Raw genomic sequence first — 20,418 nt, 5'->3', positions numbered from 1 at the left:
CGCGGCCATCGAGTGGGCGTGGCGAGCGGTTAGGTCGGTACGGCGCCGGCGGCCGGCGATTTGCTCCACGAACGCGACGGCCGCCTTACCGTCCCGGGTAGCGGGTGCAAGATTGACGACGCCGTCGTGCGCGGGTTACGCGATGCCGACCAGCGCTAACTCGCGGCGCTGAGGAACTTTCCGAGCTGCTTCGTTACGAGGTCCTGCTGGTCGATGAAGATGAGGTGATTGGCGTCGTCAACCAGCCGCACTTGGGCGCCCGGCAGTTTCTGGCGGAAGCGGCGCGCCATCGTCGCGCCGTCGTGCAGCTTCTCGTCCCGTCCCACTAGTGCAAGAACGGGGACGCCGCTCGCCGCAAGCGGCTCAATCTTGCAGCGCACCGGCCGCGGCTCGTGCAGATTGCGCCGGAAGGTTTCCAGTCCGACGATCAACTGTTGCACGATCGGCCGCCACGGGTCGGTACGCATCTTCTGTTGTGTCGACTTCATCGCCAAGGAATCGACGAAGGCCTCGATCTTTGCCCGCGTCGGCCGAATGCGAGCGGCCATGAATGCCCGAACAAGCCAGCGGGTGTGCTGCGAAGTGACGATGCCGGCGGGGCCGACGAGCGCCAGCCGTTCCACGCGCTCTGGGCGGGCGACCGCGTAGTGCGTCGCCATCCACGTACCCAAGGATGCCGCGACGAACGCGGCGCGCTCAACGGCGAGCTCGTCGAGGACCTCGTTGATCCATTGGATCACGCAAGCGGGCGAAGACAAGACACCCGTCGCCACGCTCTTGCCGACATCTCCGACGGAGTCGAGCATTCGCACATGATGGGAAGCGGTGAGCGCAGGCAGCAGCGGCAGCCACATCGTCGACCCCATCGACATGGCGTGCAGTGCGACGAGCGGCGGTTTCGAGGGATCGCCGGCGGTCAAGATGTGTGTTGTGCCGAAAGAGGTCTCGACGTCCGATTCGTCGACGGGGACCGGCGAGAGCGCGATTGCCTCGTCGTACAGCCGGCAGTAGTCGGCGCGCGCGCTATCGGATTGGAACGCTGATGGGCGAGCCATAGCGGCCAGCATGGCACGCCACTGGGACACGCACGCTCGCGGCAGAAGGGAGGTCACACGGGCAGCAGTTGGTCGATCACGCCGGCCAGCTGCTTGGCCGACCGGCATTCGTGCATGGTGATCACCTCTTGGTAGCGCGGCACCGCCGAATCGCCGCTGCCCCAAAGGTGTTTGGGCTCGGGGTTGAGCCAATGCGCATGCCGGCTCGCGGTCACCATATGCGACAGCACGTCAGTCGCCGGGTCGCGGTAGTTGGTGCGGCCGTCGCCGAGCACCAGCAGTGAGCTGCGCGGCGACAGCACATTGTGGAATTGCTCGGTGAACGACACGAACGCGTTGCCGTAATCCGAATGCCCGTCGCGGGTGTAGACCCCGGCCTCGCGGGTGATCCGCTGGATGGCCACCGCCAAGTCGGCGTCGGGTCCGAACAGATGGGTAACCTCGTCGGTGGTGTCGATGAAGGCGAAGACGCGCACACGCGAAAACTGTTGGCGCAGAGCATGTACCAATAGCAGCGTGAAGTGGCTGAACCCGGCGACCGAACCCGACACGTCGCACAGCACCACTAATTCGGGACGGGCAGGGCGCGGCTTGCGCAGCACCAGGTCGATCGGGACGCCGCCGGTGGACATCGAGCGGCGCAGCGTCTTGCGCAGGTCGATCGCGCCCGCGCGGGCGCGACGCCGCCGGGCCGCCAACCGGGTGGCCAATGTGCGGGCCAGCGGCGCCACCACCCGGCGCATCTGGCGCAGCTGGTCACCCGAGGCGCGCAGAAATTCGACGTTCTCGGAAAGCTGTGGGATGCCGTACATCTGAACGTGGTCACGGCCCAGCTGTTCGGCGGTACGACGCTTGGTTTCCGCGTCGACCATCTTGCGTAGCTGGGTGATCCGCTGCGCAGCAAGCGCTTTGGCGATCTCCTCCTGCGTGGGAGTGGGCTCGTCGCCGTAGGGCGCCAGTAGCCCGGCCAGCAGCCGCCCCTCGAGCTGGTCCAGCGCCATCGCCTTGAGCGCCTGATACGACGAGTACGACGGGCCGCGGCTGGAGCTGTATTTGCCGTAGGCCTCCACGATTTGGGCGATCATCGCGACCAGCCGCTCGTCCATGTCGGCCAGGTCGGCGTTCTGCGTCAGCAGGTCGACGAGCATCTGACGCATGGCTTCGATGTCGTCGGCCGGCAGCTGCAAATCGGGAAGTTCGTCCTCGACGTCGTCCGTCACCACCGCCCGTGCACCCAACGCGGCCGGCCACCACAGGTCGAACATCGCGTCGTAGGTCTCGCGGTGGTCGGGGCGGCGCAGCACCGCACAGGCGATGCCCTCGCGCAGCACCTCCCGGTCGCCCAGCCCGAGCACCGCCATCACCCGACCGGCGTCCACAGTCTCCGACGGGCCAACCGAAATACCTTGCCCGCGTAGAGCTTCCACGAACTCGACCAGGTGGCCGGGCAGCCCGTGCGGGGCCAGCGGCTGGCTGGGGCGGACGCGGCGGACGGCCATCAGTTCAGTCGAAGCTCTGCGCCAGCGCGTTGCTGGTCGGATTGGTGTTTGAGCACGACGCCCAGCGTGGCGGCGATCGTCGCGTCGTCGATGGTGTCCAGGCCCAGCGCCAACAGCGTGCGGCCCCAGTCGATGGTCTCGGCAACTGACGGCAGCTTCTTGAGTTGCATGCCGCGCAGCACGCCGATGATGCGCACCAGTTCCTCGGCCAGGTGCGCGGGCAGCTCGGGAACACGGGACAACAGGATGCGCCGCTCCAGCTCCGGACTGGGGAAGTCGATGTGCAGGAACAGGCAGCGGCGCTTGAGCGCCTCGGACAGCTCCCGGGTGGCATTGGAGGTCAGCACCACGAACGGCGCCCGCTCCGCGGTGATGGTGCCCAGCTCCGGCACCGTCACTGCGAAGTCGCTCAACACCTCCAGCAGCAGTCCCTCGATCTCGATGTCGGCCTTGTCGGTTTCGTCGACCAGCAACACGGTCGGCTCGGTGCGCCGGATCGCGGTCAGCAGCGGCCGGGACAGCAGGAATTCCTCGGAGAACACGTCGGTCTTGGTCTGGTCCCAGTCGCCGGAGCCGGCCTGGATGCGCAGAATCTGCTTGGCGTGGTTCCACTCGTACAGCGCGCGGGCCTCGTCGACGCCCTCGTAGCACTGCAGCCGGACCAGGCCCGACCCGGTGGCCTGTGCGACGGCGCGGGCCAACTCCGTCTTGCCGACGCCGGCGGGCCCTTCGACCAGCAGCGGCTTACCCAGCCGGTCGGCCAGGAAGACCGCGGTCGCGGTGGCGGTGTCGGGCAGGTAGCCGGTTTCGGCCAGCCGCCGGCCGACGTCGTCGATGTCGGCGAAGAGGGGCACAGGCCGTGCGGGAACGGTCACAGGGATTCTCCTAGGGAACACGGGTGTGGCCGTCTCCCCAGACGATCCACTTGGTTGAGGTCAATTCCGGCAGCCCCATCGGGCCGCGGGCGTGCAGCTTCTGGGTGGAGATGCCGATCTCGGCGCCGAAACCGAACTGCTCGCCGTCGGTGAACGCCGTCGACGCGTTCACCATCACCGCCGCCGCATCGACTCGCTCGGTAAAGCGTTGCGCCGCAGCCATATTCGTGGTCACAATCGACTCGGTGTGGCCGGTGCCGTATTCGTTGATGTGCTCGATCGCCGCGTCGACGCCGTCGACTACCGCCACGGCGATGTCCATCGATAGGAACTCGCGCCGCAGCTCGTCGTCGGAGGCGTCGAGGTGCACGGTTACCCCGGCGTCCTGCAGCGCCCCGACCAGCCGGGGCAGCGCCTGCCCGGCGATCGCCGTGTCGACCAGCAGCGTCTCGGCGGCATTGCAGACGCTGGGCCGGCGGGTCTTGGAGTTCAGCAGCACCTTTTCCGCGACGTCCAAGTCGGCGGCTCCGTCGACGTAGACGTGACAGTTGCCGACACCGGTCTCGATTGTCGGCACCTGCGCGTCACGCACTACAGCGTCGATCAGGCCGGCTCCCCCGCGCGGGATCACCACGTCGACAAGCCCGCGGGCCTGGATCAGATGGGTGACGGTGGAGCGGTCTTCGGCGGAAAGCAGCTGCACCGCGTCGGCCGGCAGGTCCTCGCTGGTCAGCGCGGCGCGCAGTACATCGACAAGTGCCGCGTTGGACTTGGCGGCCGACGAGCTGCCACGCAGCAGTGCGGCGTTGCCGGATTTGAGCGCCAAACCGAACGCGTCGACGGTGACGTTGGGCCGGCCCTCGTAAACCATGCCGACCACGCCCAGCGGCACCCGCTGCTGGCGCAGCTGCAACCCATTGGGCAGGGTGTAGCCGCGCAGGACCTCACCCACGGGGTCGGGCAGGCCGGCGACTTGGCGTAACCCGTCGGCGATGCCGTCGACGCGCCCCGGGTTCAAAGCCAGCCGGTCCAGCATGGCCTCCGGCGTGCCGGCGGCCCGGGCGGCGTTCAGGTCGTCGGCGTTGGCTGAAAGGATCTGGTCGACGTGGGCCACCACCGCGTCGGCGGCGGCGCGCAACGCGTGGTCCTTGGCCGCGGTCGGCAGCGTGGCCAGCACCCGGGCGGCGACCCGGGCCCGGCGCGCGGCGTCGTGCACCTCTTGGCGCAGGTCGGGCCGCGGCGGGGCGTGCACACTCATCAGCCCAGGGTATCGGGCGTCGAGGAACTGCGACGAGGCGGCTGACTCGTTGTGTAACCCGGGGCGACTCCATAACGTCGGCGGGGTGGCGGCACGGGTCTGCGTGGTGGGCAGCGTGAATATGGACAGCGTGTTCGACGTCGAGACGTTGCCGCGCCCTGGTGAGACGGTGCTGGCGACATCGGCGCGCACCACGCCCGGCGGCAAGGGCGCCAATCAGGCGGTGGCGGCGGCCCGCGCCGGCGCTCGGGTGCAGTTCGTCGGTGCGGTGGGAGACGACCCGGCCGCCGAGCGGCTGCGCAACCACCTGGCCTGCAACGGCGTGGGTACGGAAGGGCTGATCAGCGTGCCCGGGCCCAGCGGGGCGGCGGTCGTCATGGTGGATTCCGTCGGCGAGAACGCCATTGTGGTGGCGCCGGGCGCCAACGGCGACTTGACGATCGACTCGGCCGCGGTCCGTGCGATCATCACCGATTGCGATGTGTTGTTGCTGCAGTTGGAGATTCCGGTAGCCAGCGCCGCGGCGGCCGCCCGGCAAGCACGCGCAGCCGGCACGATCGTCATGCTCAACGCCTCGCCCGCGGGCCGTGACCCGCACGAGCTGGCTGAGTTCACCGACGTGTTGATCGTCAACGAAACCGAAGCCGAGCACTGGGTTTGGCCGGTGGAGCATCGCGTGATCACCCGCGGCGCGGCCGGCGCAACCTACACCGGGGCCGACGGAGACTTCACGGTTGCCGCGCCGGCGGTGCAGGCGGTCGACACTGCCGGCGCGGGCGACGTGTTCGCCGGCGTGCTGGCTGCCGGGTGGCTGACCGGTCGCGACTACGCGCTGCGGCGGGCCTGCGCGGCGGGTGCCCTGGCGACGCTGGTCCCCGGCGCCGGCGAGTGCGCTCCGCTGAGCAAGGCCATCGACGATGCGGCCTTCGGTAACTGAGTTATCGTCCTTTGATGCCGAGCGCCGACAGCAGCCCACGCCCGCCCGACGGCGATTGGTTGGGCACCAAGTTCCTGAAATTCACCCGCGAAGGCCCGTTCGCGATCGTCACGCTTGACCGGCCGGAGGCGCGCAACGCCATGACGCCGGCAATGTATTTCGGCATCCGCTACGCCGTCAGCCGGGTCAACGCCGACGCGGACCTGGCCGGGCTGATCATCACCGGAACCGGTGACGTGTTCGCGCCGGGCGGCGACCTGGGCGGAGGCGGCCGCGACGACAACTGGATGCAGTGGGGCTCGGCGCTGTCGCTGGATGTGACACCGTTTGACACGCTGCGCAAATCGGCCAAGCCGGTGGTGTCCGCGGTCAACGGCTTGTGCCAGGGCGGCGGCCTGCAGATCGCGATGTGCAGCGACGTCGCCGTCGTCAGTGATCGGGCGACGTTTCGGGTGCCGGAGTTGTACCGCGGCATCGCCGACACCTATTACAGCCAAATGCTGGCGCGCATCATCGGGCCGGTGCGGACCCGCGACCTGATGTTCACTGGGCGGACCCTGTCTGCGGCGGAGGCCGTCGAATGGGGCATGGTCGCGCGGATGGTGCCGCATGACGAGTTGATGGACGCCGCGCGCGAGGTTCTCGGCCAAGCGTGCCGCACCGCGCCCGGCGCGCGACGGGTCGTCAAAGCAAGCCTGGACAACTACCTCGGGCTCTACGACCGCATCGGTATGGAGGCCAGCATCGAGGGACCCGAGGCCGTCGAGGGCTTCCTCGCGTTCAGCGAACGGCGGTCGCCGAATTGGGTGCATCCCGATCTGCGGGTGGACGGCCGGTTGTGACCGAAGCGGCAGTCGCGCTGACACTGTGGGCCGTGTTTGGTCTGCTCGGATTCGGTTGGCGCAGTTGGTTACAGCGACGACGTACCGGCTCGACCGGCTTCCGCGGTATCAGTGGCCGGATTGGTTCGACGGAATGGCTCGCTGGCGTGGGCTTCGTCGCCGCCCTTGTGGTGGCGGTGGCCGGACCGGTACTGCAACTATGCGGTGTCGTCACGCCCTTTGTGCACGAGGCATGGATCCACATCGTCGGCATCGTCGCGGCGGTGGTCGGCATCATGCTGTTGGTCTGGGCGCAAATCGACATGGGTGACTCGTGGCGCATCGGTGTGGATGACAGCGAGACCACCGCGCTGGTGAGCACCGGCGTGTTCGGCCGGGTGCGCAATCCCACCTACACCGCGATGCTGGCGTTCGCGGCGGGGATCGCACTGGTGGCACCCAATTTTGTGGCGATCGTCGGGTTCGCGTTACTCGTCGCCGCCATCGAGCTGCAGGTCCGCCGCGTCGAGGAACCGTACCTCCTGAGCAAACACGGTGACGCCTGCCGTGCCTACACGGCCAGTGTCGGCCGATTCATCGCCGGCGTGGGGTTGATCCATCGTTAATCAGCGGTTCGGTTTCACCGCAGGCCATCGAGTGTGCTGTTCGCTTCCGCATCACGAGCGAATATGAGGCATACGGCCGCAAACTGCGATGTATACATCATCTGCCAATATGGCGTATAACTGAACCATGAAGCGGCTGCAGATATATATCGAAGAGGACGTTGACCAGGCGCTCGGAGTTGAAGCCCGGCGGCGGCGCAAGTCGAAGGCAGCTCTCATCCGGGAGTACGTGGCCGATCGCCTTCGCAAGCCCCACCGAGACCCAGTCGACGACTTCATCGGATCATTCGACAGCGGTGCCGACTTGTCCGCATCAGTTGATGAGGCCGTCTACGGGCCGCGCGAATGACCTTCGTTGATACGTCCTTCTGGGCTGCGCTCGGCAACGCGACGGACGCTCGACATGACATTGCCAAGGAACTTTGGGCCAGCAGGCCTCCCGTCGTGGTGACATCGAATCATGTCCTGGGCGAAACCTGGACGCTGCTCAACCGGCGTTGCGGTCATCGGGCCGCAGCGGCCGCGGCCGCGATCCGGTACAGCGCCATCGTTCGGGTCGAGCACATCACGGCAGAACTGGAGGAGCAAGCCTGGTTATGGCTGGCTCGACACGACGAGCGAGAGTACTCGTTCGTCGACGCGACGAGTTTCGCGCTGATGCGTAAGAAAAAGGTCCACAATGCCTACGCATTCGACGGTGACTTCAGCGCAGCCGGATTCGTCGAGCTGAGACCCTGACCGTCACTCCTCGGGGATGTCGCGGTCGATCTCCTCGAGCCAGGCGCGCGCGGACATGTCCGACGGTGCTCGCCAGTCCCCCCGCGGGGACAGCGATCCGCCGTGAGAAACCTTGGGCCCGTTGGGAAGTGCGGAGCGCTTGAACTGGCTGAACGAGTAGAAGCGCTGCACGAAGACCTGCAGCCAGTGCCGGATCTCGCTCAGCGAATACGACGGCCGCTTGTCGTCTGGGAAGCCGGCCGGCCAGCTGCCGTGATCCGGGTCGCTCCACGCATGCCAGGCCAAAAATGCGATCTTCGACGGCCGGAAACCGAAGCGCAGGACTTGGAATAGTGAAAAGTCTTGCAGCACATACGGTCCGACCTTTGCTTCGCTACTCTGGATCTCCTCGTCCTCGCCGGCCGGCACCAGTTCGGGGGTGATCTCGGTGTCGAGCACCGACTGCAGGGTGTCGCAGACCTCCTCGTCGAATTGCCCCGACGAGATCACCCACCGAATTAGGTGCTGGATCAACGTTTTCGGCACTCCGCCGTTGATGTTGTAATGCGACATCTGGTCGCCGACACCGTATGTGGACCAGCCCAGCGCCAGCTCGGACAGGTCGCCGGTGCCCAGCACGATGCCGCCCCGCTGATTGGCCAACCGGAACAGGTAGTCGGTGCGCAGGCCGGCCTGGACGTTCTCGAAGGTGACGTCGTAGACCTCTTCGCCGCGCGCGAACGGGTGATTCATGTTGGTCAGCATCAGCTTGGCGGTGTCGCTGATGTCGATTTCCTCGAACGTGACGCCCAGCGCCCGCGACAGCCTGATCGCGTTCTTCTTGGTGCGCTCGCCGGTAGCGAACCCCGGCAGCGTGAACGCCAGAATGTCGCTGCGAGGCCGGTTTTCGCGGTCCATCGCATGGGCGGCGACGATCAGCGCATGCGTCGAGTCCAATCCGCCGGAAATGCCGATGACGAGCTTGGGGTAGTCCAGCGCGCGCAGCCGCTGCTCGAGCCCAGCGACCTGGATGTTGTAGGCCTCGTAGCAATCTTGTTCCAGCCGGTTCGGGTCGGACGGCACGAACGGGAACCGCTGGACCTCGCGCAGCAGGCCAATGTCGCCGGCCGGCGGATCCAGCCGAAAGTCGATGCGCCGGAAGGACCCTGACAGATCGCGGTGGTGGCGACGGTTGTCGTCGAAGGTGCCCATCCGAAGCCGTTCGGAGCGCAGCAATTCGAGGTCGACATCGGCCACCGAGCGTCGCTCCCCTTTGGGGAAGCGCTCCGACATCGCCAGCGATACCCCGTTTTCCCAGATCATCGTCTGGCCGTCCCAGGCCAGGTCGGTGGTCGACTCCCCTTCCCCGGCGGCGGCGTAGACGTATGCGGCCAGGCAGCGCGACGATGCGGAACGCGCCAGCAGGCAGCGGTCCTCGGCGCGGCCGATCGTGATCGGGCTGCCGGAAAGGTTGGCCAACACCGTCGCACCGGCCAGCGCCGCCTCTGCGCTCGGCGGAATCGGAACGAACATGTCCTCGCAGATTTCGACGTGCAACACGAAATCGCGCACGTCCGAGGCAGTGAACAACAAGTCGGGCCCGAACGGGGCCTGGATGTCGCCGATCCGGATGATGCCGCGCTCGTCGTTGCCCGGCGCGATCTGGCGCCGTTCGTAGAACTCGCGGTAGGTCGGCAGATACGACTTGGGCGCCACGCCGAGAACCGCGCCGCGGTGGATGACGACGGCGGTGTTGTAGATGCGGTGCCGGTAGCGCAGCGGCGCACCGATCACCAGCACGGGCAACAGGTCGGTGGAGGCCACCACGATGTCGACCACCGCGTCCTCGACCGCGTCGAGCAGCACGTCCTGCAGCAGGATGTCCTCGATCGAGTAGCCGGACAGTGTCAGCTCCGGGAAGACGGCCAGCGCGACGCCGTCGTCGTGGCATTCCCGGGCCATCCGCAGAACCGCGGCGGCGTTGGCCGCCGGGTCGGCGATCGTGGTGTGGTGTGTGCACGCGGCGACCCGGACGAAGCCCTGGCTGTAGGCGTTGTAGAAGTCCATCGTCTTCCCATTGTCGCCCGGCCGGTGTCAATAGTTGCCCATTGGGTATCAACTGATCATGAGCGACACCGCTGTGCTGGTCGTCGACATGCTGAACGACTACCAGCATTCCGACGCCGAACTACTGATACCCAATGTCGAAGAAATCATCGATCCGCTGGCCGATCTAGTCCGCCGCGCACGTGAGCGCGACGATGTCGACCTGGTCTACGTCAACGACAACTACGGCGATTTCACCGCCGAGTTTTCCGACATCGTCCGCTCGGCGCTCGACGGCGCGCGTCCGGATCTGGTGCGGCCGATCGTGCCGGCCGAGGGCAGCCGGCAGGTGACCAAGGTGCGCCACAGCGTGTTCTATTCCACGCCGCTGGCGTATCTGCTGGGCCGGCTGGACACCAAGCGGTTGATCCTAACCGGGCAGGTCACCGAACAGTGCATCCTCTACAGCGCGCTGGACGCCTATGTGCGCCACTTTCCGGTCGTAGTGCCGCGCGATGCGGTCGCCCACATCGACGCCGAGCTGGGCGCGGCGGCGTGCAAGATGATGGAGGCCAACATGGAAGCCGCGCTGACCACGGCGGCGGACTGTCTGGACGGCTAATCTCGATTGGGTGGAATCCCCCGAGCTGGTCGCCGCGTTGGCCGGTCGCCGGGTGGCGGTGCTGACCGGCGCAGGGATATCCACCGACTCGGGGATCCCCGACTACCGCGGGCCGGATTCGCCGCCCAGCAATCCCATGACGATTCGCCAGTTCACCTCCGATCCGCTGTTCCGGCAACGGTATTGGGCCCGCAACCATGTCGGCTGGCGACACATGCACGACACGATGCCCAACGCCGGGCACCACGCGCTGGCCGCGCTGGAGCGCGCCGGGGTGGTGGCGGGTGTGATCACCCAGAACGTCGACCTGCTGCACACCAAGGCCGGCAGCCGGACGGTAGTGAACCTGCACGGCAGCTATGCGCAGGTGGTGTGTTTGCGGTGTGGGCTGACGATGTCGCGTGCGGCGCTGGCCGAAAAGCTGGAGGCACTCAACCCCGGATTCCTCGAGCGAGCGGAGGCCGTCGGCGGGCTGGCGGTGGCTCCCGACGCCGACGCCGTCGTCGCCGACACCGCCTCGTTCCGCTACCTGGACTGCCGGGCCTGCGGCGGGATGCTCAAGCCCGACATCGTCTACTTCGGTGAGAGTGTGCCCAAAGACCTTGTCGCACAGGCATATTCGTTGATCGACGATGCCGATGCCTTGCTGGTGGCTGGGTCGTCGCTGACCGTGTATTCCGGCTACCGGTTTGTGCGGCACGCCGCCGCACGCGGGATGCCGATCGCGATCGTCAACCGCGGCCCTACCCGTGGCGACGAGCTGGCCACCGTCAAGGTCGACGGCGGCTGCTCGGAGTTGCTGACCCTGTTGGCCGACGAGCTCAGAACGTGCAGGGCATCTTGCGGATGCCGTGAATGAAGCTGCCCGCCAGGTATTCGGGATCACCGGCTTCGATATCGGGCAGCTGCCTTAGCAACTCACCGAAGATGGCACGCAGTTGCGCCCGCGCCACGTGTGTCCCGAGGCAGTAGTGCTGTCCGCCGCCGCCGAAACCGACGTGCGGGTTGGGGTCTCGACTCAGATCGAACCGCTCCGGGCGGTCGAAAACCCGGTCGTCCCAGTTGCCGGACGCATAGAACATCGCGACTTTCTCGCCGGCCCGGATGGTCTGGCCGCCCAGCTCGTAATCGGTTGCGGCCGTGCGCCGGAAGTTCATCACCGGTGACGCGAACCGGATGAACTCCTCGACCGCCATGCCGATGCGGTTGTCGAAATCCTCCAGCAGCCAGGCTCGTTGGTCGGGAAAGTCGGTGAGCGCCCGCAGGGCATGGCTGGTGGTCTGGCGAGTGGTGTCGTTGCCGGCCACGGCAAGCAACACAAAATACGCGGCTACGTCGGCGTCGGTCAGGCGATCGCCGTCGACCTCGGCGTTGACCAGGCTGGTGAAGAGGTCGTCGCCGGGATGGTCACGTCGCTCTGCGGCCAACCTGCCAGCGACCTGATGCAGATACGTCACGTTTTCGAACATGACCTCCAACGGGTTACGGCCGTCGAGATACACGGGGTCGTTTGTCGATACCAGGGCGTCCGCGGCGTGTGCGACCCGCTCGCGCTCGGAATCGGGAATGCCGACCATGTCCGACAGCGTGCGCAGCGGCAGTTCCTTGGCGCAGTGTTCGACGAAATCGGCGCCGCTGCCGGCGGCCTTCAGTTCTTCGACGATGGTCTTGGCGTTGGCCTTGATGGAGTCCTCGATCCGCCGGACCTGCCGTGGCGTGAACGCGGCAGTGGCCAGCTTGCGCAGCATGGTGTGCCGTGGCGGGTCCATGGCCAGGAAGGACTGCGTCGATTCGAGCAGTTCTTCGGGGTAATTCTCGAACATCACGCCCCTGCCGGACAGGAACACCTCGTTGGTGCGGCTCACGGTGACGATGTCGGCGTGTCGCGTGACCGCCCAAAATCCGGGGTCATCGGGGTCGTTCAGCATGGCGTCTTCGACCGGCGGGTGCCAGCTGACCGGTCGTTCGGCTCGCAGGACCGCAAACGAGCGTTCCCGGTCCGCGGCAGTCGTCGACCAGAACGCGCGCGAGGACAAGTCGATCGGGTCGTAAGTGCGGACAGTCATAGCGGCGACAATAGGTCTAGACATAGTGTCTAGTCAAGATGTCAGCTATTCTTTGATGCATGCCCTCGGTAACCCGCAAGCCGCAGGTCAAGCGGCAGGAGCGGCGCGAGCAGATCGAGCGCCGGTTGCTCGAAGCCACGGAGCGGCTGATGCGCGACGGCGCCAGCTTCACCGAACTGTCCGTGGACCGGCTGGCCACCGAGGCCGGCATGTCACGCGCCAGCTTCTACGTCTACTTCGAGGACAAGGGTGATCTGGTGCGCCGGCTCGCCGGCCAGGTGTTCGGCGATCTCGCCGATGCGGCCGAGCGCTGGTGGAGCGTGGCGTCGCGGCGCGATCCCGACGACGTCCGTGCCGCGATCACCGGCATCATCGCCACCTATCGGCGTCACCAACCGCTACTGGTCGCGTTGAACGAAATGGCCGGCTACGACCCATTGGTCGGCGCGGCCTACCGCGATCAGCTCGACCGGATTTCGGGGCGGGTGACCCGGGTCATCGAGGACGGCCAGGCGGACGGTTCCATCCGGCACACGCTGCCGGCAGCCACTACCGCCAAAGGGCTGACGTGGATGGTCGAGCGGACCTGCCAGCAGGAGCTTCCGGGCGCGCCCGGCGAATACGACGCCGAGTTGGCGCAGGCGTTGACCCAAATCATTTGGGGCGCCTTATATCTGAAGCCCGTGAGGTAGCCCGCTTAGAAGGCGACCAGGTCGTCGGCGTGCACAGCGGGCCGGCGCAGTTCGGCGGGCAGCTCGGACGTCGAGCGTCCCATCATCGTGGCCAGCTCGGCGGCGTCGTAGGCGACGACCCCGCGGGCCACCATGACCGTGTCGGGGCCGCACAAGTCGACAACGTCGCCGCCGTGAAAGTGGCCTGAGACTGCCGTGATCCCCGCGGGCAGCAGCGAACGGCGTTGTCCGAGCACCGCGCGCACCGCGCCCTCGTCCAGCGTCAGCGAGCCAGCCGATTCCGCGGCGTAGCGCACCCAGAACCGCCGCGCCGACATCCGGTCGGGCCGAGCGGCGAACACCGTTCCGACCGACGCGTCGGCCAGTGCGGTGCCAGCGTCGGCGGCGGCGGCCAGAAGCACTGGAACGCCCGCATCGGCGGCCAGCATCGCCGAAGACACCTTCGACGCCATTCCGCCGGTACCCAGTTGGCTGCCCTGCCCGGCGATCACACCGTCCAGGTCGGCCGGGCCGGACACCTCCGCGATAAACCGCGCAGGCCCCTTGCGGGGGTCGGCATCGTAAAGCCCGTCGATATCGGAGAGCAGCACGAGCGCGTCGGCGCCGACAAGGTGCGCCACCAGCGCCGAGAGCCGGTCGTTGTCGCCGAACCGGATCTCGTTGGTGGCCACGGTGTCGTTCTCGTTGACGATCGCCACCGCGTGCAGGGCCCGCAGCCGGTCCAGGGTGCGCTGGGCGTTGGTGTGCGACACCCGCATCGAAATGTCATGCGCAGTCAGCAGCACCTGGCCGACCGTGCGCTGATATCGGGCGAACGCGGCGCTCCACGAGTTCACCAGCGCCACCTGCCCGACGCTGGCCGCCGCCTGTTTGGTCGCCAAATCTGTTGGGCGACGCGACAATCCGAGCGGCTCGATACCTGCCGCGATCGCACCGGAGGAGACAATCACGACATCGGAGCCCGCCTTCATCCGCGCCTCGATGGCCTCCGCGAGCCCGGCCAGCCGGCCGGCGTCGAACATCCCGGTGGGCGTGGTCAATGCTGTCGTGCCGACCTTGACGACGACGCGGCGCGCCGCGCGGATGGCCTCGCGTGCGCTCATGTTTCGTGGCCTCTGCTGTTGCGCCGCTCCTCCTCATCGCTGCGCTCTGCATCGTCGCCGGCGCGACGTTGCCGGCGGGCGGCCTTGCGTTCGGCGGCGCCGACGCGCTCGGAGCGCTCCAGGCGCGCGTCGGTGCCGCGGCTCGACAACGGGACATCGACGCCCGCGGCTGTCTGCGGCTCCCAGTCGAATGTCATGTCGCCGATGGTGACTGCGCATCCCGGCTGGGCGCCGAGTCGCAGCAGCTCGTCCTCGACGCCGAGCCGGGCCAGCCGGTCGCCCAGATAGCCGACCGCCTCGTCGTTGTCGAAGTTGGTCTGCGCGATCCAGCGTTCGGGCCGCTCGCCGCGTACCACGAAGCCGCCGTGCCCGTCGGGCTCCACGGTGAAACCGGTCTCGTCGACGGGGATCGGCCGGATCACCGGCCGTCGCGGCACCAGCACAGGCTGCGCGGCGTGATATTCGTCGACCATATCGGCCAACGCGAATATCAACGGCTGCAAGCCTTCTCGCGCCACCGTCGACACGTTGAACACCGGCCAGCCGCGCGCGGCGATGTCGTCGCGGACGAACTCGGCCAATTCGCGGGCCTCCGGCACGTCTATCTTGTTGAGCACTACCGCTCGCGGCCGCTCCGCAAGGTCGCCGAGCGTCGAATCCCCTTGCAGCGTGGGTTTATACGCGGCCAGCTCGGCTTCCAGCGCGTCGATGTCGGAGACCGGGTCGCGGCCGGGATCAGCGGTCGCGCAATCCACTACATGTACCAGCACCGCGCATCGCTCGATGTGCCGCAGGAAGTCCAGGCCCAGGCCGCGGCCGGCCGATGCGCCCGGGATCAGGCCCGGCACGTCGGCGACGGTGTAGGTGCGCTCCCCCGCCGAGACCACCCCGAGGTTGGGCACCAGCGTGGTGAACGGGTAGTCGGCGATTTTCGGCTTGGCCGCCGAAATAGCCGACACCAGAGACGATTTGCCCGCCGACGGGAATCCGATCAGCCCGACGTCGGCGACGGTCTTGAGCTCGAGGGTCAGATCGCGGGCTTGCCCTTTTTCGCCGAGCAGCGCGAAGCCCGGCGCCTTGCGGGCCCGTGACGCCAGCGCGGCGTTGCCAAGCCCGCCGCGGCCGCCGGCAGCGGCCTGAAAGCGGGTGCCGGCGCCGACCAGATCGGCGAGCAGCCGGCCGTTCTCGTCGAGCACGACGGTGCCGTCGGGAACCCTGACTTCCAGGTCGGCGCCCGCGGCGCCGTCGCGGTTGCCGCCCATCCCCTGCTTGCCGGATGGCGCGACGACATGCGGATGGAAGTGAAAGTCGAGCAGGGTGTGCACCTGCGGGTCGACAACCAGGATCACGCTGCCGCCGCGGCCGCCGTTACCGCCGTCGGGACCGCCGAGCGGCTTGAATTTCTCGCGATGCACCGAGGCGCAGCCGTTACCGCCGGAGCCCGCCCGCGCGTGGATGACAACGCGATCGACAAACCGAGGCATCGGGCATCCTCTTACTCGTCGAGCGTGGGCAGCCGCGCAGATGGCACGGCCGTCACGGCTTAGTCGCGGCCGGCTGGGACGATGCTGACGGTCTTGCGGCCCCTTTTGACCCCGAATTGCACGGAACCGGCCGCCTTGGCGAACAGCGTGTCGTCGCCGCCGCGGCCCACGTTGACGCCCGGGTGGAAGTGGGTGCCGCGCTGCCGCACCAAAATCTCGCCGGCCTTGACGATCTGGCCGCCGAACCGCTTCACGCCGAGCCGCTGGGCGGCTGAATCGCGGCCGTTGCGTGAGCTGGAAGCGCCCTTCTTGTGTGCCATGTCTTGTCGCCTCCGCTGCTACTTGATGCCGGTGACCTTCAGGACCGTCAGCTGCTGACGGTGACCCTGACGCTTGTGGTAGCCGGTCTTGTTCTTGAACTTGTGGATACGGATCTTGGGGCCCTTGGTGTGCTCGAGCACCTCGCCGGTCACGTTCACCTTGGCCAGCGCCTTGGCGTCGGTGGTGACGTTGGCGCCGTCGACCACCAGCGCGACCGGCAGCGACACCTTCGCGCCGGGCTCGGAGTCGAGCTTCTCGACCTTGAGGACGTCTCCGACTGCGACCTTGTACTGCTTGCCGCCGGTTTTGACGATTGCGTAGGTCGCCATCGTTACGTCTACCTCTTCTTCGGGCGCGCGCTACCCGAGGGTGCGCGAGGTGGGTCTGGGGGTTCGCCTAGCAGAGCCTGGCGACAACTGGTCAAGGATACGTGACCAGCGGCTACAGGATCAAACCGGCTCAAGCCAATGGCGGCGACCCGCTAGTCCTCGTGGATCGGCGGCCCCGCCGGACGAGCCGCTGCCCGACGTCGGCGCGGCCGCTCGACAACCGACGCGACGACAGGCTGGTCTGCGGCGTCCTCGTCCTCGGAATCGGAATCGGACTCCTCGGGCTCGTCGGAGTCCTCCGAGTCGACGTCGAGGTCGTCGTCGAGGTCGAGGTCTTCGTCGTCCTCGTCGTCGAGGTCCTCCTCGATGTCCTCGTCGTCGTCGAGCTCGACCTCGTCCTCGTCTTCTGTTTCGTCGAAGTCGGTGTCGTCCAGATCCTCGTCGGCAACCTCACGAGCGACTTCCTCTTCGGCCTGCGTGTCGGGTTCTTCGCCGGGTGTCGGCGCCTCGGCGTCCTCGGAGTCGCCGTCGTGGCGGCCGTTCGCCGCGGCCATCGCCTTGAACATCGGGTGCTCACCCGGCGCGTGCGCGGGCACCTTGGCCACGGGCACCTCGTCGGCCTTGCCCTTCTTGGACCGCCGGCCCCGCCTGCCCTCGGACTTGCGGCCGGTCGCCGAGGTGGAGTCGACCGGGTCGGCGTGCAGCGTGATCCCGCGGCCGCTGCAGTGCGGACAGGTGGTGGAGAACGCTTCGATCAGCCCGGTGCCCAGCCGCTTGCGGGTCAGCTGCACCAGACCCAGCGACGTCACTTCGGACACCTGGTGGCGGGTGCGGTCGCGGGCCAGCGCCTCGGTGAGCCGGCGCAGCACCAGATCGCGGTTGGACTCGAGCACCATGTCGATGAAGTCGATGACCACGATGCCGCCGATATCGCGCAGCCGCAGCTGACGCACGATCTCCTCGGCCGCCTCCAGGTTGTTCTTGGTGACGGTCTGCTCGAGGTTGCCGCCAGATCCGGTGAACTTGCCGGTGTTGACGTCGACGACGGTCATCGCCTCGGTCCGGTCGATCACCAGCGTCCCGCCCGAGGGCAGCCACACCTTGCGGTCCATCGCCTTGGCGAGCTGCTCGTCGATGCGGTGCACGGCGAACACGTCCGGGCCGCCGTCGGCAGACTCGTATTTGTTCAGTTTCGAAACAAGTTCGGGCGCAACCGAATTCACGTATTCGTTGATGGTGTTCCAGGCTTCGTCGCCAGACACGATCAGCTCGGCGAAGTCCTCGTTGAACAGGTCGCGGATGACCTTGACCAGCACGTCGGGCTCTTCGTAGAGCGCGACCGCGGCACCGGCCGCCTTCTCCTTGGTTTCGGCGGCCTTGGCCTCGATCTGCGCCCACCGCTCCTGCAGCCGGTTGACGTCCGCGCGGATGTCTTCGGATTTGACGCCCTCGGACGCGGTACGGATGATGACCCCGGCGTCGGGCGGCACCACCTCGCGCAGGATCTCCTTGAGCCGCTGGCGTTCGGTGTCGGGCAGCTTGCGACTGATCCCCGTCGACGACGCGCCCGGCACGTACACCAGGTAGCGGCCGGCCAGCGACACCTGGGTGGTCAGCCGGGCGCCCTTGTGGCCGACGGGATCCTTGCTCACCTGGACGACGACGTAGTCGCCGGGCTTGAGGGCCTGCTCGATCTTGCGGTTGGCACCGCCCAGCCCGGCGGCTTCCCAGTTGACCTCACCGGCGTAGAGCACACCGTTGCGACCCCTGCCGATGTCCACGAACGCCGCCTCCATCGACGGCAGCACGTTCTGCACGATGCCCAGGTAGATGTTGCCCACCAGCGACGCCGAGGCCGCGCTGGTCACAAAGTGTTCGACGACGATGCCGTCCTCGAGCACGGCGATCTGGGTGTAGCGGGCGCCGGGGTGCGGCGGCTCGGTGCGCACTTTGTCGCGCACCACCATCACCCGCTCGACCGCCTCGCGGCGGGCCAGAAACTCGGCCTCGGTCAGCACCGGAGGGCGGCGCCGCCCGGCGTCACGCCCGTCGCGGCGGCGCTGCCGTTTGGCTTCCAGACGCGTCGAGCCGTTGATGCCCTGGATCTCGCCGCTGTCGCTGTCGGCGGCGTCCTTGTCGGCGCGCGGTGCGCGCTCGTGGACGACGGTGTTGGGCGGATCGTCGGGCGACGGGCCGTCGTCGGTGTCGTCGCCGGACCCGGACTTGCGGCGACGACGGCGCCGCCGGCGGCGGGTCGCGGTTTCGGTCGCGTTGTTGTCGTCGCTGTCGGTGTCGTCGGTGTCGTCGGCCTCCCCGGAATCCTGGTCGTCGTCGCCGTCGTCACCCTGCCCGCGGGCGTCTCCTGCGCCCTGCTCACCGCGTCCGCGGCCACGGCCGCGACGGCCCCGGCGGCGGCGCCGGCCGGCCGGGCGGTCGGCCTGCTCCTCGTCGCTTTCGTCGGTGTCGTCGTCGGAGTCGGAATCGTCGGCGTCGTCGGAGTCGTCGGCGATCTCGATCGGCTGCGGCGCGACGAACAACGGCATGTACTCGGGGCGCTCGGCCGTCGTCTCCAGCATCAGGCGCGACTCGGGTTCGGCCGCCTCGCCGACCTGGGCGTCGGGGGCCGGTGCGGCGGCCAGCAGATCGCGAACCCGGACCGCGTCGGCGCGGTCGACGGTGGAATGCGCGCTGCGGATCCGGCCGTCGAGCTCGGTGAGCGCGTCGAGCACCCGTCTGCTGGTCGTGCCCAGCGCTCGGGCCAGCGAGTGGACCCTCAGCCGGTCAGGCAGGTCCTCGCGCTCGGACGGGTTTTCTGGAAGGTCTGAGGATGGGGCACCGTCTATCACGTAATCTCCTCAAGCCCCCGGGCGCGTCGTGCAGACGCGGCCACGCGAGGGCTTCGCTATGTGCCCGGGTTACTTCCTCCCGGGCTTGTGCTGGTCTCGCGCCGAGCGGCTCTTGTCGAACTCGCTCGGCGCCCGGTCTGAATGATGGCTGGACAGTCGGCGCCGCATCGCGGGTAGCGGTGGTCGCGCTTGTCGAAGTCTTCATTCGGGCGTCAGTCAACGGTCCTGAGCCGGTCCGGCGACGTTCACCCGTGCTCCAGTATCCCATACGGCCGGTTCGGGGCCGACCCCTCCGACGAGAAGACCAAAAGATGGTTGCGCCTTGGCTAAGACTTGACCCGTTATTGTCTGGGGCTTTGAGGTTCCAGAGTCCGGCGACGATTTGGAGGCTGTGGTTGATGGCGTGGCCGCGGCGGCGGCATTGGTGAAGTATCTGCCAGTCTTTGAGCCGGGCGATGACGTGCTCGACGCGGGCCTTGAGCCGGCGATGCGCCCGGTAGTAGTCGTCACGGATGATGCGGCCGGAGCGGTCACGTCGCGGGGTGGTGATCGACGTGATGCCGCGGTATCCGCCGTCGCCGAGGACGACACGACCATCGAGCAGCGGCAGCACGGTGTGGCGGGCCACGATGACGTCGTTGCGGTTACCCGGCCAGCATTGGCTTGCCGCGAGCACGCGGCGCCGGTGAGCGCAGATGATGATCTGGCTGTTGACGCTGCGCCGGTAGTTGTTGCTCACCGCGCTGATGGATTGGTCGTGCACAGGGATCAGCGTGCCGTCGATGATCCACGGGCGATCGCTGTTGTCCGCAGTGGGTTGTAGTGCACCGGCCAGCACTGGTACTAGGTGGTGAATGACGCGGTCCACTGTCGATTGACTGGTGCCGAACAGCGCCGCCAGTGCGCGGGTGGTTAGGTTGGTGCGCAAATGGATCAGCACCAGCAGCACCCTGACCGCCACCGGCAGGGTCCAGGGGCGCCCCGGTGCGGTCGACAAGCGCTGTTGTGCCAGGGTGCAGACGATATGGACCTGGCCCTGAGTTAGGCCGGTAAGCGCCAGCAGGTTTCGCCATCGCTGTGGCAGCGGGTTGTTGTCGGTAGGTGATGGTTTCATACCCCAC

Annotated in this window: 20 protein-coding genes; 8 read left to right on the top strand and 12 right to left on the bottom strand. The window is 67.5% G+C overall.

The window, feature by feature from the left end:
* Positions 1–155: 155 nt before the first annotated feature.
* The 4 genes from G6N47_RS16920 to G6N47_RS16905 are packed head-to-tail and all read right to left on the bottom strand — an operon-like array spanning position 156 to position 4,687.
* Positions 156–1,163, bottom strand: coding sequence for an alpha/beta fold hydrolase (locus G6N47_RS16920; RefSeq protein WP_083131555.1), 1,008 nt, complete (start codon positions 1,161–1,163; stop codon positions 156–158).
* Positions 1,109–2,554 carry a vWA domain-containing protein gene (locus tag G6N47_RS16915; RefSeq protein WP_083131554.1) on the bottom strand — a complete coding sequence of 482 codons (1,446 nt, stop codon included), beginning with the start codon at positions 2,552–2,554 and terminating at the stop codon, positions 1,109–1,111. Before G6N47_RS16915 ends, G6N47_RS16920 begins: the two co-directional genes overlap by 55 nt.
* Entirely contained in the window at positions 2,554–3,429 is an 876-nt protein-coding gene (locus G6N47_RS16910) for an AAA family ATPase (RefSeq protein WP_083131553.1), read from the bottom strand. The genes G6N47_RS16915 and G6N47_RS16910 overlap by 1 nt, the downstream gene beginning before the upstream one ends.
* 10 nt (positions 3,430–3,439) lie before the next feature.
* Positions 3,440–4,687 carry a glutamate-5-semialdehyde dehydrogenase gene (locus G6N47_RS16905; RefSeq protein ID WP_083131552.1) on the bottom strand — a complete coding sequence of 416 codons (1,248 nt, stop codon included), beginning with the start codon at positions 4,685–4,687 and terminating at the stop codon, positions 3,440–3,442.
* 85 nt (positions 4,688–4,772) lie between these two features.
* Between G6N47_RS16905 and G6N47_RS16900 the strand changes: the two genes are divergently transcribed.
* The 5 genes from G6N47_RS16900 (at position 4,773) to G6N47_RS16880 (ending at position 7,809) form a co-directional block, all read left to right on the top strand.
* Positions 4,773–5,624, top strand: a complete 852-nt coding sequence (locus tag G6N47_RS16900; RefSeq protein ID WP_083131551.1) for a ribokinase — start codon at positions 4,773–4,775, stop codon at positions 5,622–5,624.
* Positions 5,625–5,638: 14 nt separating this feature from the next.
* Complete coding sequence (locus tag G6N47_RS16895) at positions 5,639–6,466, top strand: enoyl-CoA hydratase/isomerase family protein (protein WP_083131550.1); 828 nt, start codon at positions 5,639–5,641, stop codon at positions 6,464–6,466.
* Positions 6,463–7,071, top strand: coding sequence for a methyltransferase family protein (locus G6N47_RS16890; RefSeq protein WP_083131549.1), 609 nt, complete (start codon positions 6,463–6,465; stop codon positions 7,069–7,071). The genes G6N47_RS16895 and G6N47_RS16890 overlap by 4 nt, the downstream gene beginning before the upstream one ends.
* Before the next feature lie 127 nt (positions 7,072–7,198).
* Positions 7,199–7,420, top strand: a complete 222-nt coding sequence (locus tag G6N47_RS16885) for a ribbon-helix-helix domain-containing protein (protein ID WP_083131548.1) — start codon at positions 7,199–7,201, stop codon at positions 7,418–7,420.
* The gene (locus tag G6N47_RS16880; protein ID WP_083131547.1) at positions 7,417–7,809 is read left to right on the top strand and encodes a PIN domain-containing protein; all 393 of its coding nucleotides are present in this window, start codon (positions 7,417–7,419) and stop codon (positions 7,807–7,809) included. Before G6N47_RS16885 ends, G6N47_RS16880 begins: the two co-directional genes overlap by 4 nt.
* Positions 7,810–7,812: 3 nt before the next feature.
* Here the strand turns inward: G6N47_RS16880 and G6N47_RS16875 are convergent, their stop codons facing one another.
* Positions 7,813–9,855 carry an NAD(+) synthase gene (locus G6N47_RS16875; RefSeq protein ID WP_083131546.1) on the bottom strand — a complete coding sequence of 681 codons (2,043 nt, stop codon included), beginning with the start codon at positions 9,853–9,855 and terminating at the stop codon, positions 7,813–7,815.
* A gap of 58 nt (positions 9,856–9,913) precedes the next feature.
* Here G6N47_RS16875 and G6N47_RS16870 point away from each other — a divergent pair, with 58 nt between their 5' ends.
* Positions 9,914–10,456, top strand: a complete 543-nt coding sequence (locus G6N47_RS16870; RefSeq protein ID WP_083131545.1) for a cysteine hydrolase family protein — start codon at positions 9,914–9,916, stop codon at positions 10,454–10,456.
* 10 nt (positions 10,457–10,466) lie between these two features.
* The gene (locus tag G6N47_RS16865) at positions 10,467–11,315 is read left to right on the top strand and encodes an NAD-dependent protein deacetylase (protein ID WP_083131544.1); all 849 of its coding nucleotides are present in this window, start codon (positions 10,467–10,469) and stop codon (positions 11,313–11,315) included.
* Here G6N47_RS16865 and G6N47_RS16860 read toward each other — a convergent pair.
* On the bottom strand, positions 11,278–12,522 hold the full coding sequence (locus G6N47_RS16860) for a cytochrome P450 (protein ID WP_083131543.1): 1,245 nt from the start codon (positions 12,520–12,522) through the stop codon (positions 11,278–11,280). The two genes, G6N47_RS16865 and G6N47_RS16860, sit on opposite strands and share 38 nt — an antisense overlap.
* A 59-nt stretch (positions 12,523–12,581) precedes the next feature.
* Here G6N47_RS16860 and G6N47_RS16855 point away from each other — a divergent pair, with 59 nt between their 5' ends.
* Positions 12,582–13,214: a TetR/AcrR family transcriptional regulator gene (locus G6N47_RS16855; protein WP_083131542.1), complete on the top strand. Its 633-nt coding sequence runs from the start codon at positions 12,582–12,584 to the stop codon at positions 13,212–13,214.
* Between the two features lie 5 nt (positions 13,215–13,219).
* Here the strand turns inward: G6N47_RS16855 and proB are convergent, their stop codons facing one another.
* The 6 genes from proB to G6N47_RS16825 form a co-directional block, all read right to left on the bottom strand.
* Positions 13,220–14,317: a glutamate 5-kinase gene (gene proB / locus G6N47_RS16850; RefSeq protein WP_083131541.1), complete on the bottom strand. Its 1,098-nt coding sequence runs from the start codon at positions 14,315–14,317 to the stop codon at positions 13,220–13,222.
* Complete coding sequence (gene obgE / locus G6N47_RS16845) at positions 14,314–15,801, bottom strand: GTPase ObgE (RefSeq protein ID WP_083131540.1); 1,488 nt, start codon at positions 15,799–15,801, stop codon at positions 14,314–14,316. The genes proB and obgE overlap by 4 nt, the downstream gene beginning before the upstream one ends.
* A 59-nt stretch (positions 15,802–15,860) precedes the next feature.
* Entirely contained in the window at positions 15,861–16,121 is a 261-nt protein-coding gene (rpmA, locus tag G6N47_RS16840) for a 50S ribosomal protein L27 (protein ID WP_083131539.1), read from the bottom strand.
* 18 nt (positions 16,122–16,139) lie between these two features.
* Positions 16,140–16,451 (bottom strand): 50S ribosomal protein L21, encoded by a 312-nt coding sequence (rplU, locus tag G6N47_RS16835; protein WP_083131538.1) that lies wholly within the window; start codon positions 16,449–16,451, stop codon positions 16,140–16,142.
* Positions 16,452–16,603: 152 nt separating this feature from the next.
* Positions 16,604–19,297, bottom strand: a complete 2,694-nt coding sequence (locus G6N47_RS16830; RefSeq protein WP_083131537.1) for an Rne/Rng family ribonuclease — start codon at positions 19,295–19,297, stop codon at positions 16,604–16,606.
* Entirely contained in the window at positions 19,233–20,411 is a 1,179-nt protein-coding gene (locus G6N47_RS16825; RefSeq protein WP_163659667.1) for a transposase family protein, read from the bottom strand. The genes G6N47_RS16830 and G6N47_RS16825 overlap by 65 nt, the downstream gene beginning before the upstream one ends.
* Positions 20,412–20,418: the final 7 nt, after the last annotated feature.

Origin of the sequence: Mycobacterium branderi (assembly GCF_010728725.1) — a bacterium.
Lineage (GTDB): Bacteria > Actinomycetota > Actinomycetes > Mycobacteriales > Mycobacteriaceae > Mycobacterium > Mycobacterium branderi.
This window is presented reverse-complemented; position numbering and strand designations above follow the sequence as displayed.